The 15,712-nt window shown below is 73.2% G+C and carries 6 protein-coding genes; 3 read left to right on the top strand and 3 right to left on the bottom strand.

Going from position 1 to position 15,712, the window contains the following annotated elements; translation table 11 throughout:
- Both OG199_RS43285 and OG199_RS43280 read right to left on the bottom strand, forming a co-directional pair.
- Positions 1 to 1,254 carry an activator-dependent family glycosyltransferase gene (locus OG199_RS43285; protein ID WP_356807686.1) on the bottom strand — a complete coding sequence of 418 codons (1,254 nt, stop codon included), beginning with the start codon at positions 1,252 to 1,254 and terminating at the stop codon, positions 1 to 3.
- A 107-nt stretch (positions 1,255 to 1,361) separates the two neighbouring features.
- Positions 1,362 to 1,559: a ferredoxin gene (locus OG199_RS43280; RefSeq protein WP_351724635.1), complete on the bottom strand. Its 198-nt coding sequence runs from the start codon at positions 1,557 to 1,559 to the stop codon at positions 1,362 to 1,364.
- Positions 1,560 to 1,881: 322 nt separating this feature from the next.
- Here OG199_RS43280 and OG199_RS43275 point away from each other — a divergent pair, with 322 nt between their 5' ends.
- From OG199_RS43275 to OG199_RS43265, 3 genes are all read left to right on the top strand, one after another.
- Entirely contained in the window at positions 1,882 to 3,129 is a 1,248-nt protein-coding gene (locus OG199_RS43275) for a cytochrome P450 (RefSeq protein ID WP_405827172.1), read from the top strand.
- A 62-nt stretch (positions 3,130 to 3,191) separates the two neighbouring features.
- Positions 3,192 to 4,412 (top strand): cytochrome P450, encoded by a 1,221-nt coding sequence (locus OG199_RS43270; RefSeq protein ID WP_356809305.1) that lies wholly within the window; start codon positions 3,192 to 3,194, stop codon positions 4,410 to 4,412.
- Positions 4,413 to 4,434: 22 nt separating this feature from the next.
- On the top strand, positions 4,435 to 6,039 hold the full coding sequence (locus OG199_RS43265; RefSeq protein ID WP_405827174.1) for an acyltransferase: 1,605 nt from the start codon (positions 4,435 to 4,437) through the stop codon (positions 6,037 to 6,039).
- Positions 6,040 to 6,424: 385 nt separating this feature from the next.
- Here the strand turns inward: OG199_RS43265 and OG199_RS43260 are convergent, their stop codons facing one another.
- Positions 6,425 to 15,712, bottom strand: coding sequence for a type I polyketide synthase (locus OG199_RS43260; protein WP_405827176.1), 9,288 nt, complete (start codon positions 15,710 to 15,712; stop codon positions 6,425 to 6,427).

Raw genomic sequence — 15,712 nt, 5'->3', positions numbered from 1 at the left:
TCAGCGGCCGGCGACCAGTTGTTCCAGTTGGCCGACCAGGGCGCGCGGGCTGGGCAGGGCCGCGGACTCGTCCCGCAGCCGTCCCGCGGCGGCCGCGAACGACGGTTCCTCCACGAGCATGCGGGTGTGCACGAGGACCTGGCCGGCGTCGACGTCGCTGTGGTGGACGAAGATCCCGGCGCCGGCCTTCTCCACCGCGCGCCCGCGCAGTTCCTGGTCGGCGACGTTGGTCGACAGGGCGAGCTGCGGGACGCCGTTGACGAGGGCGGTGGCGAAGGTGCCCCAGCCGCCGTGGTGGATGACGGCGGAGCAGGTGGGCAGCAGCGTGTTCAGGGCGATCCCGCTGACGGCGCGCACGTTGGGGGGCAGGTCCCCGAGCTGTTCGGCCTGTTCGGGCATGAGCGCGGCGACCACGTCAACGTCGAGTGCGCCCAGGGACCTGAGGATGTCGTAGAGGGGGACGTAGTCACCGCCGTAGGCCTCGCTGTTGGTGCGGCCGAGCGTGAGGCACACCCGGGGCGACTTGGGCCGCTCGCGCAGCCAGTCCCACTGCACGGCGGGGCCGTTGTAGGGGATGTAGCGCATGGGCAGCCGGTGCAGGTCGCTCGGCGGCCGCAGGCTCGGGGGCAGGGTGTCGATCGTGAACTGGCCGTTGAGGAGTTCCTCGTCGCAGGACACGCCGTAGGCGCGGCCCCGTTCGTCGATCCACTCGGCGAGCGGGTCGGTGCGCTCGGCCTCGGGGACGTCGCGGGCGAGGTCGACGAAGGTGCGCCTGGCCTGCCCGTACACGTCGGCGCACCACAGCAGGCGGGCATGGGCCGCGCCGCTGGCGCGTGCGGCGACCGCGCCGGCGTAGGCGATGGGGTCGCGGATGACGAGGTCGGGCCGCCAGTCGCGGGCGAGGGCCACCATGTCGTCCATGACGGGGTCGTTGTAGCGGGCGAAGCCCCAGGGCACGCTGATCTCGTAGCGTTCGCGCAGGGTGGCCCAGTCGACCTGGCCGGGGCCGAGGTGGCTCCAGTTGGCGACGTCGGCGTCCTGGGACTCGCGGGCGAGTGCCATGTCCGCGTGCAGCAGGGTGTGGTCGTCGGTGCCCACGGGGGCGGCCACCAGGCCGGCCCCGGTGATGGCGGGGGTCAGCGACGGAGAGTTGGCCATCAGCACATCGTGCCCGGCCGTGACGAAGGCCCAGGCCAGCGGCACCATGGTGTTCAGGTGCGACTTCTCCGACAGGCCGGCGAACAGAACGCGCATGGCATCCTCTCGTTCGTAGAAGGTCTGCGGCCGGGCCGCGGGACATCGAGGAGCGCCCGGCGGAAGGTGCGCCGGGCGCTGTCGCCCGGACCGGCTGCCGGAGCCGCTCAGTCCTCCTGGAGGGTGATGGCACCCAGCGGGCAGGATTCGTGCGCTTCTCGGATCGCCTCGTGGTGGTCGCTTCCCGGCCGTTCGATCAGGAGCAGGGCGCGTCCGTCGGTCTCGTCCTGGTCGAAGACCTCGGGTGCGATCAGTACGCACTGACCCGCTCCCATGCACTTGTCGGGGTCGATCGCGATGTCCATGCCGGCCTTCCGCGTCGGGCGGTACGGGGGTGGCGCCCCGCTGCCCGGGGCGGTGCCCATCTTGGGCCGCGGGCGGGCCCGTTGCGGCCGTGGGCCGTCACTGTCTGGGATTTCCTCCAGAGATTGCGCCCGCCGCCGTGCCCTCGCGCGGGGGCCGGGCGGGCGGTACTCGGTGAATCCCTAGACTGCGCGGCCGTTCCTGGCCCCGGTCCGGCGCCGCGTGCTGGAGTGACGCGAGAGCCGGGCCCGTCGGGGCGCCGGTCGAATTCGGCGCGTCGCGGGCCGCGATCGCGACCGGGCCGCACGAGAGGGGGAACCACTGGTGGCGGAGGAAGGCACCTCGGACGTCGGTGTGACGCGGGAAGTGGCGGATCCGGCGCACGGCGCGGCGCCGGGACCCGGCATCGGCAGGGCTCCCTCGGTGGAGCCGGACGGCGGGACGACGCTGCTGGCCTGGCTGGCGCGGATGCGTGCGCAGAGCCCGGTCTGGCGGGACGAGGCAGGCCATGTGCACCTGTTCCGGTACGAGGACGTCCAGCGTGTCCTCGCCGACCCGGCGACCTTCTCGTCCGACACCGTGGGCCGTCTGTCGGGCGGTGAACGCCAGGCCCCGCGCGGCACCCTCCTGCTGCTGGACCCGCCGCTGCACGGCAAGATGCGCCGTCTGGTCAGCCGCGCCTTCACCCCGGGGCTGATCTCCGGCCTCGAACCGTGGATCACCGACCTGACCGCCGAGCTGCTGGCCGCGGCCGGCTCGGACCGCTTCGACCTGGTGGACGTGCTCGCCAACCCGCTGCCGGTGACGGTGATCGCGCGGATGCTCGGCGTGCCGACGGCCGACCGGGACCTGTTCCAGGGGTGGGCGGACCAGCTGCTGTCGACGGATCCGGAGGATCCCGCGAGCGTGCGGCGGATGGAGGAGACCGGCGCCACGATCTCGGCGTACCTGCAGGGCTTCATCGACGAGCGGCGCCGGGAGCGGCAGGACGACCTGCTGGGCACCCTGGTGCACGCGGAGCTCGACGGCGAGCGCCTCGACGACGAGGACATCGCGAGTTTCGCGACCCTGCTGCTGCTCGCGGGGCATGTCACCACCTCGGTGTTGCTGGGCAACACGCTGATGTGCCTGGACGGGGAGCCGGAACTGTTCGAACGGGTCCGTGAGGACCGGTCACTGGTGCCGGCCGTGATCGAGGAGACCCTGCGGCTGCGTCCGCCGTTCACGCGGATCGAGCGGGTCACCACGGCCGTGACCGAGTTCCACGGGACGAGCCTCGCCCCCAACACCCTGGTGCACCTGTGGCTGTTGTCGGCCAACCTGGACGAGGAGGTCTTCGAGGACGCGGCCGCCTTCCGCCCGGAGCGCTCCAACTCCCGCCAGGCCGCATTCGGTCACGGCATCCACTACTGCATCGGGGCGCCGCTGGCCCGGCTGGAGGGGCGGGTCGCCCTGAACGCGCTCCTGGACCGGTTCGCCCGGATCGAGGTCGACCCCGACGCGCGGCTGACCTATCACGGCACCAACGTCTTCGGCGCCCGGCACCTGCCGCTGGCCGTCAAGCGTGCCTGACACCCCACCAGCTCTCGCCCCACGACACCCGACGGCGTAGCCGGCACACCAACGGAGTGACCATGAAGACACGGCCCGACGCACCCGTCATCCCGGCGGACCGGGGTAAATGCCCGTTCGATCCGCCGGCGGCGTACGCCCGCCTGCGCGCGGAGAACCCGATCAGCCCCATCACCTTCCAGGTGGCCCCGGCGGACACCTCGGGCTGGCTGGTCACCCGGCACGACCTGGTGCGGCAGATCCTGGCCGACAACCGCTTCAGCCACCGCAACGAGCTGCTGGCCCACGTGGTCGCGCCGCCGTTCCCGATGGACGAGTACAACCCCCAGCCCTCCCCGCCCGGTTCGTTCGCGAAGACGGACGCGCCCGAGCACTCCAAGTACCGCCGTCTGCTGGCCGGGCACTTCACGGTCCGCCGGATCCAGCAGTTCGAGCCGGAGCTGACCCGCATCATCGGCGAGACCCTCGACGAGATGGCGGCGCAGGGCTCGCAGGCCGACCTGCTGACGTCGTTCGCCGAGGTGGTGAGCGTGCGCACGGTGCAGTCCCTGATGGGGGCCTCCGCCGAGCTGATGGCGGTCATCTCGAAGCACTTCTCGGCGATGATGACGCTGACGTACACGCTGGAGGAGTTCATCCACCACGTCGAGTCCATGGACGCGGCGCTGCGGCCCATGGTCCGCGAGCGGATGGAGGAGCGGGGCGACGACTTCTTCGGACAGCTGGCCTCCACCGGGGAGCTGACCGAGGAGGAGATGGTCAACCTCGCGGTCCTCACCCTGGGCGGCTCCCTCGACACGACGCCCAACATGCTGGCCCTGAGCACGTTCGCGCTGCTGGAGCAGCCGGAGCAGCTGGCCCTGCTGCGCAGCCGTCCGGAGCTGTACGAGGCCGGTGCCGTCGACGAGTTGATGCGGTACCTGACCATCTCGCAGATGGGGTCCAGCCGTTGCGCGCTGGAGGACGTCGAGCTCGAGGGCGTCACCATCAAGGCCGGGCAGACCGTCGTCCTCTCGCTGCCCGCCGCCAACCGCGACCCCTCGGTCTTCACCGACCCCGACGCCCTCGACGTCACGCGTATCCCGCGCAAGCATCTGGCGCTCGGGTTCGGGGCGCACCAGTGCCTGGGCCAGCACCTGGCCCGCGCCACCCTCAGGATCGGTCTGCGCACGCTGTTCGAGCGCTTCCCGAAGCTGCGGCTGGCCACGCCCGCGGACGAAGTACCGCTGCGCGACCGTGCCGTGCACTACGGGGTCGACAGCCTGCTCGTCGCCTGGGACTGATCGGCCCGCGAGGAGGACCGCCGTGACAGCGAACACGACCAACCCGACGGACACGCCCGACCCGACCGGCACGCCCGGCACGGAGAAGACGGCGAGGACGAGCACCACGAGCACGATGGGCACGACCAGCACGACCAGCACGACGGACACGACGAGTACGACGGGCAGGACGGGCAGGACGCGTGTCGTGGGGAAGAGAGGCAGGGCGAAGGGCGGGAAGGGCAGGACGCCCGGGCCGGTCTTCCGTCACGCCGTGGAGAGCCGGGAGGAGCGGTCGTTCCTGGTCCGCACCGGCGCCGCCGGCGACGCCGGCGACGCCCGGGTCCGGCTGAGCGGTTACGACCTGCTGACCGGCCCCTGGTACACACCGCTGACGTTCTTCTACCGCGAGACGCTGGACGGCGCGGAGCTGCGCGCGTCCCTGGCGCGCACGCTGCGCCGCTACCCGCTGCTGGCGGGCCGTCTCACCCGGGACCGGGACGGCGGGCTGAGCGTGCTCTGCAACGACGCGGGGGTCCGGTTCACCGAGGCGGTGTCGCCGGAGCCCATGCGGGAGTACGGGCCCTCGCTGCGCACCGAGCCGGTGATCGGCAGCCTGCTGCGCGAGGTCAGCGCGTTCCGTGTCGTCGACCGGGACACCCCGCTGCTGAAGATCCGGCTGACGCAGATGCGCGGCGGCGGTTCGGTCCTGGGCGTGATGATCAATCACAGTCTCGCGGACGGCGGGAACACCCTCGCGTTCCTGGAGAGCTGGTCGCGCGAGCACCACGGGCTGGACTCCCCCGAGGAGCCGTTCCACGACCGGACCGTCCTCGACGCGCTGGGCCGGGCGTCCACGGATCCCGCGACGGTGGCCCGACGCGCGTTCACCGGTGTCTCCCGCGCACGGCTGCTGGCCACGAACATCAAGGTCGGCCTGCACAAGCTCGCGACCGTCGCCACCCGCTTCGAAGCCGCCGAACTCGTCGCGATGAAGCGGGCCGCGCAGCGGCAGCTGACCGGCGAGGGCTCCTGGGTCTCCACCAACGACGTGCTGACCGCGCACATCTGGCAGGTGCTCGGCGAGCTGCGGGGCCGGGACGACGAGGCGGCCGAGTGGCTCGGCATGATCGTCAGCGCGCAGTCCCGGCTCGGTGACGCGCTGCCCGCCGGGTACTGGGGCAACTGCGTCAGCAACAGCTGGACCGGCACCTCGGCGGCGGCGCTGCGCGAGGGCCCGCTGGGCCGGGTCGCCCAGGACGTCCGGGCCTGCCTGGACTCCAACACCGCCGACAAGATCCGCGACGAGATCGCCTTCCTCAACTCCTACCGCAGGGCGGGCGTGTCACGGCACGTCATGTCGGTCCGGGCGCCGGACGTCTTCGAGACGGCGCTGACCGTCAACAACTGGTCGCAGTTCCCGCTGTACCGCATCGACCTGGGCGCCGGAAAACCGTTCTGGTACGAGTTCCCGGACCTCCCGGTGCCGACGGTGCACATCGCGCCGACGCCCGCCGAGGACGGGGGCCGGGACGTCTATCTGTGTCTGGCCCAGGAGCACGCGGCCGTGGTGCGGGAACCGGCCTGGCTGGAGCGCCTGCACGTCCACGGGCGCACCGGCGGGGGTGGCGTTCCCGAGGGGATGTGAGCACGGGCGGGCCGGTGGCCCCGGCGAGGCCGGGGCCACCGGCCCGCCCGTGTCCGCTCCCCCGCCACGGTGATTCGTGGGTCCAGGGCCGGCTTCGTGGTGTCGGTGCCTTCGTGGTGCCGGTGGCGAACATCGTGCGGCTGCCGGTCGGCCCGTCCCACGTCGGCAGGTCGGCGCCGTCGTCGTCGCCGTCGCCGTCGTCGTCGTCGAGCATCATCTTGATGCGGTGCGCGCCTTCCTTCCGGCGTGCCGTCACCTCTTCCTGTGCGTCCTCGGGGCCGGCCAGCTTCCCTGGTCGGCAGTCGGCCGATTCACGGGCGTTTCGAGAAACACCCGTGAACGGACTCGTCAGCACGGCTCGCGCCGCCTCGGGCGGTCCGCGCTCCTACGACTGGTCGAGTTCCCGGCTGATCAGGTCGAAGAGTTCCTCGTCGGTGGCGTCGTCGAGCTGGTCGGCCATGGACATCCCGGGCCGCGTGCCGTCGTCCGGGCCGTTCGGGCCGGACTCCAGATCCTCGACCTCGGTGAGGAACGCCCTGAGCCGTGTCTTGAGCAGGACCCTCAGGTCCTGTCCGGGGTCGGAGGCGATGATCTGCCCGACCGCGTTCTCCACCTCCGCCAGCAGCGCCGCGGCGTTCGTCCGCCCGCCCCCGAAGAGCTCGTCCGCCAGGTGGCGGGCGAGGTCGGCGGGTGTGGGGTGGTCGAACACGAGGGTGGTCGGCAGCCGCAGACCGGTGTCGGCGTCGAGCCGGTCGCGCAGTTCCACGGCGGTCAGCGAGTCGAAGCCCATCTCCCGGAACGCCTTGGTGGGTTCGACGCCCGACACCCCGTCGAAGCCGAGTGCCGTGGCGGCGACGCTTCGCACGTGGTCCTGCACCAGCTGGAGCCGTGCCTCGGCGGGCGCCGCGGTCAGTTTCTCGACCAGGGGGCGCGGGGCGCCGGGTGCGGTCTCCGCGTCACCGGGCGCCGCCGCGGCGGCCCGCGCCTCCGGGAGGGCGGACAGCAGCGGGCTGGGACGGCGGGCGGTGAACGGTGCGAGGAACTTCTCCCAGTCGACGTCGGCCACCACCACGGTGGCGTCCCCGACGTCCAGCGCGCGTCCGAGCCCGGTCAGCGCCCGGTCGGGGTCCATCACCCGCAGACCCCGGCGCATCAACTCCGCGGCGCCCTCGTCCGTCACCATCCCGCCCCCGTCCCAGGGCCCCCAGGCGACGGCGGTACCGGCGAGCCCCCTGGCCCGGCGCCGCTCCACGAGCGCGTCGAGGTGGGCGTTGGCGGCGGCGTACGCGGACTGGCCACCGCTGCCCCACACCCCGGCGATCGAGGAGAACACCACGAACGCCGACAGGTCCCACTCCCGGGTGAAGGCGTCGAGATGATCGGCACCCACCGCCTTCGCCGCCAGGACGGCGGCGACCCGCTCCGGAGTCAGCCGGTCGATCAGATCGTCGTCCAGCACACCCGCCGCATGGAACACCCCGTCGACCGGATGCCGGGACAGCAGACCCGCGACCGCCTCCGCGTCCGCCGTGTCACACGCCTCCACCACCACCCGCGCACCCAACTCCTCCAGCCCCGCCACCAGTTCGGCCGCACCAGGGGCGTCCATTCCGCGACGGCTGGTGAGGACGAGTTCGCTCGCACCGCGCCCCACCAGCCAGTGCGCCAGACGCGCACCGACTCCGCCCGTGCCCCCCGTCACCAGCACCCGCTCCGGAGCGCGCCAGCCGTCGGCCGAGGGCCCCCAGGCCGGTGCGCCGCCGGGCAGCGGGGCAGGGGAGAGCCGGCGGGCGAACAGGGCCGCCGCGCGTACGGCCACCTGGTCCTCGCCGCCGTCGGTGACGGCCGCGGCCAGGCTCGCGAGGTCACTCCGGTCCACGGATTCCGGCAGGTCGACGAGGCCGCCCCACCGGTCGGGGTGTTCCAGGGCGGCGACCCGGCCGAAGCCCCACAGGGCGGCCTGCGCCGGATCGACGACACCTTCGGACGGGGTGCCGACGGCGACGGCGCCCCGCGTGAGCTGCCACAGCGGCGCGGTCACTCCCGCGTCGCCCAGCGCCTGGACGAGGGTCAGGGAGGTCGGCACGTCCGCCGGCCGGAACAGGACTCCGACGACCGGGTCGCCCGCCGCTGCCGCGTCGGACAGGACACGGCCCAGTTCGGCACGCCCGGCGGCGGGGTCGTAGGCGATCCGCTCCACACCGGGGAGGAACTCCTCGACGCCATCGAGCACCGGGCCTTCGGTGGGCGGCTGGAGCAGCAGCCGGCGGCCGGTGTCCGGGGCGGTGGGCGGTGGTGGGGTGAAGGGCTGCCAGCCGACGCGGTAGCGCCAGCCGTCGACCCGGGTCCGCTCGGTCGCACCCTGCCGCCAGGCGGACAACGCCGGTACGACCGTGTCGAGTTCGGCCTCGTCGACGCCCAGGACCTCGGCGAGGTCGTGGGCGTCGCCGCGTTCCACAGCCGCCCAGAAGCTCGCGTCCAGCGGATTCGCGCTGGTCTCGGACACCCGGTGTGCGGCGGGCTCGGGCCAGAAACGCTCACGCTGGAAGGCGTACGTCGGCAGCTCCACCCGTCGCGCGCCGCAACCGTCCAGCAGTGCGGGCCAGTCGACGGCGGCACCGTGTGCGAACGCCCGCGACACGGCGGCCACGACGGTGTCCGCCTCGGAGCGGTCCTTGCGCAGGACGGACACGAACAGCGTCCCGTCGCCGCCGGAGACGCCGGTCCGGGCGAGGGCGGTGAGGGTGCCGTCGGGGCCGAGCTCCACGAACCGGGTGACACCACGCTCTTCGAGCCAGGCGATCCCGTCGGCGAACCGCACAGCCTCCCGGACGTGGCGCACCCAGTAGTCGGCGGACTCCAACTCCCCCACGTCGGCGGCCTGTCCAGTCACGTTCGACACCACCGGGATACGCGGCTCGCCGTAGGTCACGCTCTCCGCGACCGTGCGGAACTCGGCGAGCATCGGTTCCATCAGCGGCGAGTGGAAGGCGTGGGAGACGCGCAGGCGGGAGGTGCGGCGGCCCGATCCGGCGATCTCCTCGGCCACGGCGGCCACCGCCGCCTCCACACCCGAGACCACCACCGAACGCGGGCCGTTGACGGCGGCGATCGACACCTCGTCCGTCAGCAGCGGGAGCACCTCGTCCTCCGCCGCCTCCAGCGCGAACATCGCACCACCGGGCGGGAGTTGCCGCATCAGACGACCGCGCGCCGACACCAGCCGACAGGCGTCTTCGAGGGAGAACACCCCGGCCACGTGCGCTGCGGCCAGCTCACCCACCGAGTGGCCCACCAGGAAGTCAGGGCGCACACCCCACGACTCCACCAGCCGGAACAGGGCGACCTCGATCGCGAACAGCGCGGGCTGAGTCCAGCCCGTCTCGTTCAGCAGGTCGACGTCCTCACCGAACACGACCTCGCGCAGACCCTCGTCCACGTGCGCGCACACCGCGTCGAAGGCCTCCGCGAACACCGGGAAGGAGTCGTACAACTCCCGGCCCATACCCAGGCGTTGTGCACCCTGACCGGAGAAGAGGAAGACGAGTTTGCCCGCGGTCGCGGCTCCGTGTGCCACACCCGGCAGCGTCTCGCCGCGGGCGACGGCGGCAAGACCCGCAAGGAGTTCCTCACGATCAGTGCCGCGCACCACCGCACGGTTGTCGAAGGCGGACCGTGACCCGACGAGCGACAGGGCCACATCGGCAGGGGCCGGCTCCGGGTGAGTCCGCAGATGGTGCAGCAGGCGGTCCGCCTGGGCCCGCAGCGCGGCGGGGCCCTGTCCGGACACCACCCACGGGGTGACGGGCAGCGGCCGCCCGGCGTCCGTCGCCTCGACGGCGGGGTCCGGTGCCTGTTCCAGCACGACGTGCGCGTTCGTGCCACTCAGTCCGAACGAGGAGACTCCCGCGCGGCGCGGACGGTCGGTCTCCGGCCACTGCGTCGACTCGGCCAGCAGCCGTACGTCACCGGCCTCCCAGTCGACGTGCGACGAGGGCTCGTCGACGTGGAGGGTGGCGGGCAGCACGCCGTGGCGCATCGCCTCCACCATCTTGATCACACCCGCCACACCCGCGGCGGCCTGCGTGTGACCGATGTTCGACTTCACCGACCCCAGCCACAACGGCCGCTCGCCCTCACGGTCCCTGCCGTACGTCGCCAGCAGGGCCTGCGCTTCGATCGGGTCACCCAGTGCCGTGCCGGTGCCATGGGCCTCGACCGCGTCCACGTCCGAGGCGGACAGACCGGCGCTCGCGAGGGCGGCGCGGATCACCCGCTGCTGGGACGGACCGTTCGGCGCCGTCAGACCGTTCGACGCACCGTCCTGATTCACCGCCGAACCACGCACCACCGCGAGGACCGGGTGACCGTTGGCGCGCGCGTCCGACAACCGCTCCACGAGCAGCACACCCACACCCTCACCCCACCCCGTACCGTCCGCACCCTCCGCGAACGCCTTGCACCGCCCATCACCCGCCAGACCGCCCTGGCGGCTGAACTCCACGAACGCACCGGGCGTGGACATCACGGTCACGCCGCCGGCGAGCGCGAGGTCGCACTCCCCCGACCGCAGCGCCTGCGCGGCCAGGTGCAGGGCGACCAGCGACGACGAGCAGGCCGTGTCGACAGTGACCGCGGGCCCTTCGAGACCCAGCACGTACGACACCCGCCCGGAGAACACGCTCGCCGCGTTACCGGTGCCCACGTAGCCGCCGAAGTCGCCCTCCGACAGCGACAGCAGCGCCGGGTAGTCCTGGCCGTTCGTTCCCGCGAACACGCCGGTCCGCGAACCGCGCAACGACCGCGGGTCGATGCCCGCCCGTTCCACCGCCTCCCACGACGACTCCAGCAGCAGGCGCTGCTGCGGGTCCATGGCGAGGGCCTCACGGGGCGAGATCCCGAAGAAGCCCGCGTCGAACGAACCCACGCCCGACAGGAACCCGCCCACCCGGGCGAAGTCCGCGGCGTCATAGCCGTAGACCGCGCCGAGCTCTTCCCAGCCGCGGTCGTCGGGGAAGCCGGCCATGCCGTCGCGGCCCTCCGACAGGAGGCTCCACAAGGTCTCCGGGGAGTCGACCCCGCCGGGGAACCGGCACGCCATCCCCACGATCACCACCGGGTCGCCGGCCACCGCCACGCTCACGGACGTGCCGGGCGTCTCGTCGGCGGCGCCGCCCAACTCGCCGTACAGGAACTCCGCCAGGGCCGTCGGGGTCGGATGGTCGAACACCACCGTCGCGGGCAGCCGTACCCCGCACTCCGCGCCCAGTACGTTCCGCAGCTCGACCGCGATCAGTGAGTCCACGCCCAGGTCGCGGAACGCACGGTCGGCCGGAACCGCCTCCGCGTCGGCATGGCCCAGCACCGCCGCCGCACGGGCACGGACCAGGTCCACGGCGGCCCGGACGCCCGCCTCGCGCGGGAGGGCTCCGATGCGGGCGCCGGGGCTGTCCGCGGCGTCCGGCGACGACCGGTCGGCGGCCGGGGAGGAGGCCTCGGGAAGTTCCCGCAGGAGTGCGCTCGGCCGGATCGACGTGAAGGCCGGTGCGAACCGGGGCCAGTCGATGTCGGCCACGAACTCGGTGGTCACACCCGAGTCCAGGGCCGTCGCGAGGGCGGCGACGGCCAGGTCCGGGTCGAGCGACGCCACCGCGCCACGACTGCGCCTGCGGCCGCCCGTGGCCTCGGCGGCCATGCCGCCACCGGCCCACGGGCCCCAGGCGACGGAGGTGGCGGGCAGCCCCTCGGCGCGACGGCGCTCGGCGAGCGCGTCGAGGACCGCGTTGGCGGCGGCGTACGCGCCCTGTCCGGCGTTGCCCATGACACCGGCGAGCGACGAGAAGAGGACGAAGGCGGACAGCTCCCGGTCGCGTGTCAGTTCGTCGAGGTGCAGGGCCGCCTCGGCCTTGGCGCGCATGACGTGCCGGATGCGCTGGGGATCGGTGCCGCCGATGACGGCGTCGTCGAGGACGCCCGCGGTGTGCAGCACGGCGTCGACGGGGTGTCGTGCGAGGAGCGCGGCGACCTCTTCCCTGACGGACACGTCGGCCGCGGTGACCGTGACGCGGGCGCCCAGCGCCCGGAGGGCGGTTTCGAGTTCCGGGGCGCCGGGCGCGTCGGAGCCGCGCCGGCTCACCAGGACGATGTCCTCGGCACCACGCTCGACAGCCCAGCGCGCGACCCGGGCGCCGATGGCGCCCGTGCCCCCGGTGATGAGGACCGTTCCGCGCGGCCGCCATGCGTCCAGGGGGGTGGGAAGGGGCCTCGACAGCCTGCGGCCGAAGACGCCGGAGTCACGGACCGCCACCTGGTCCTCGCCGAAATCGACGGACTCGGCGGACTCGCCGGACTCGCCGTCCCGGCCCGGCAGTTCGGTGAGGACCGCCGCGAGCCGTGCGACCGCCCGCTCGTCGAGGTCCTCGGGGAGGTCCACGAGTCCGCCCCAGAGATCGGGGTGCTCGAGGGCCGCGACCCGGCCGAGCCCCCACACCGCCGCCTGCTCGGGTGCCGTGAGCGCGTCGGAACGTCCGACGGAGACGGCGCCGCGCGTCAGCGACCACACCGGACCGCGCAGTCCGCTGTCCGTGAGCGCCTGGACCAGCGTGGCCGTGGCCGCCGCCACCCCGGCCCGGTCCTCGGCCAGCGGGAGCAGTGACAGGACGGCCGTGACGGGTCCGAACTCGTCGTGGGCGTCGGTGAGTCGGGCCGCCAGGTCGGCTCGGCCGGTCTCGGACGCGGGGTGCGGTACCTCGATCTGCCGCAGTTCGAACCCGTGCCCCGCGAGCCCTTCGAGTACGGCGCGGATCGTGGCGTCGGCCCGCTCGTCGCGCACCTGCGGGACGAGCACCAGCCGTGGGCCCGGGGAGGGTGCGGGCGCGGTGTCGGAGAACCGGGCCAGGGACTTCCAGGTGACGGCGTAACGCCAGGAGTCGGCGCCGGGCCTCGGCCTCGGGGCGGACGGGTCGAGCCAGTAGCGCTCCCGCTGGAAGGCGTACGTGGGCAGTTCCACGGCCGCCGCACCGGTTCCCGCGAAGAGCGTCTCCCAGCCGACCGGCGCACCGTGCGCGTGCAGCCGGCCCAGTGCACGCAGGACGGCCGACGGTTCGGAGGCGGTCTTGTGCAGTGTGGGGGTGAAGAGCATCCCGTCGTCGGAGGGGACGCAGGGCTGGGCCAGTGCGGTGAGCGTCCCGTCGGGGCCGAGTTCCACGAACCGGGTCACGCCCCGCTCCGCCAGCGTGCGCACCCCGTCCGCGAACCGTACGGCCTCACGGACGTGGCGGACCCAGTACTCGGCCGACTCCAACTCCCCTGCTCCGGCGGCCTGTCCGGTCACGTTCGAGACGACCGCGATACGGGCCGGCGCATACGTCACGCTCTCAGCGACCGTGCGGAACTCGGCCAGCATCGGCTCCATCAACGGCGAATGGAAAGCGTGGGAGACGCGCAGACGGGAGGTACGGCGACCCAGGGCGGATATCTCCTGAGCGACCGCCTCCGCCGCTGCCTCGACACCCGAGACCACTACCGAACGCGGGCCGTTGACGGCGGCGATCGACACCTCGTCCGTCAGCAGCGGGAGCACCTCGGCCTCCGCCGCCTCCAGCGCGAACATCGCACCACCGGACGGCAGTTCCTGCATCAGACGGCCACGCGCCGACACCAGCCGGCACGCGTCCTCCAGCGAGAACACCCCGGCCACGTGCGCTGCGGCCAGTTCACCGACCGAGTGACCCACCAGGAAGTCAGGGGTGATCCCCCACGACTCCACCAGCCGGAACAACGCGACCTCGATCGCGAACAGCGCGGGCTGCGCCCACCCGGTCCGGTTCAGCAGCTCGGCATCCTCACCGAACACCACCTCCCGCAACCCGTTGTCCAACCCCGCGCACACCGCGTCGAAGGCATCGGCGAACACCGGGAAGGAGTCGTACAACTCCCGCCCCATACCGAGGCGTTGCGCGCCCTGCCCGGAGAAGAGGAAGGCGAGCTTGCCGTCGCTCCGGGCGGAGCCGGTCACGGCCCGGGGGGTGGTCTCGTTCTCGGCGAGGCTCCGCAGGCCGTCGAGGAGGTCCGCGCGGTTGCCTCCGAGCACGACGGCGCGGTGGTCGAACGTCGACCGGGTGGTCAGCAGGGACCAGCCGACGTCGACCGGGCTGTGGTCAGGGTGCCGGGCCAGGGAGGCGGACATTGCGCGGGCCTGTGCGCGCAGGGCTTCGGGGGTCCGGGCGGAGAGAAGCCACGGGACCACGGGCGGCACGGCGTCGGCGGGGGCCCTCTCGGGAGCCTTCTCGGGGGCCGGTGGCGGGGTCTCCTGTTCCAGGACGACGTGCGCGTTGGTCCCGCTGACACCGAAGGCGGAGACCGCCGCGGTGCGGGGCCGGCCGGTCTCGGGCCAGGCGCGGGGTGCGGTGAGGAGGCGGACCTCGCCCGCCTCCCAGTCGATGTGGGTCGAGGGCTCGTCGACGTGGAGGGTGGCGGGCAGCACGCCGTGGCGGATCGCCTCCACCATCTTGATCACGCCCGCCACACCCGCGGCGGCCTGCGTGTGACCGATGTTCGACTTCACCGACCCCAGCCACAGCGGCTGTTCGGCGTCACGGTCCCTGCCGTACGTGGCCAGCAGGGCGTGGGCCTCGATCGGGTCGCCCAGTGCCGTGCCGGTGCCGTGGGCCTCGACCGCGTCCACGTCCGAGGCGGACAGACCGGCGCTCGCGAGGGCGGCGCGGATCACCCGCTGCTGGGAGGGGCCGTTCGGCGCGGTCAGGCCGTTCGAGGCGCCGTCCTGGTTGACGGCCGAGCCCCGCACGACGGCCAGGACGGGGTGGCCGTGGGTGCGGGCGTCGGACAGCCGCTCCACGAGGAGCACGCCGGCCCCCTCACCCCAGCCCGTGCCGTCCGCGCCCTCGGCGAACGCCTTGCAGCGCCCGTCGCCCGCCAGGCCGCCCTGCCGGTCGAACTCGGCGAAGACGTCCGGGGTGGACATCACCGTCACTCCGCCGGCGAGCGCGAGGTCGCACTCCCCCGACCGCAGCGCCTGCACCGCCAGGTGCAGGGCGACCAGGGACGACGAGCAGGCCGTGTCCACGGTCACCGCGGGCCCTTCCAGACCCAGCACGTACGACACCCGGCCGGAGACGACGCTCGCCGCGTTGCCGGTGAGCAGGTGGCCCTCGATGCCCGCGGGCAGCTCACGTCCGGTCGCGGAGCCGTAGTTCTGGTTGCTGCATCCGACGAAGACCCCGGTCCGGCTGCCGCGTACGGCGGCGGCGTCGATGCCCGCCCGTTCCAGCGCCTCCCAGGACGCTTCGAGGATCAGGCGCTGCTGCGGGTCCATGGCGAGGGCCTCGCGGGGCGAGATCCCGAAGAACCCGGCGTCGAACTCCGCGGCGGAGGCGACGAATCCGCCGCGCAGGGCCGCCGTGTCGGTGGTGGCTCCGCTCAGGTCCCAGCCGCGGTCCTGCGGGAACCCGGTCATCGCGTCCCGGCCGTCGGCCAGCAGCTGCCACAGGTCGTCGGGCGAGTGGACGTCTCCCGGGTAGCGGCAGGCCATGCCGACGATGGCGATGGGCTCGGTCGCCGCGCGCGCGATGCGGTCGTTCTGCTTGCGCAGCCGCTCGTTCTCGACCAGCGACGCGCGCAGGGCCGCGACGACGCGTTCCTCGGAGGTGGCCAT

The sequence above is a fragment of the Streptomyces sp. NBC_01176 genome (genome assembly GCF_045039825.1).
In the GTDB taxonomy this organism is placed as follows: Bacteria; Actinomycetota; Actinomycetes; order Streptomycetales; family Streptomycetaceae; genus Streptomyces.
Note: the sequence above shows the minus strand (reverse complement) of the source record. Positions and strands in the feature narration are given on the sequence as shown.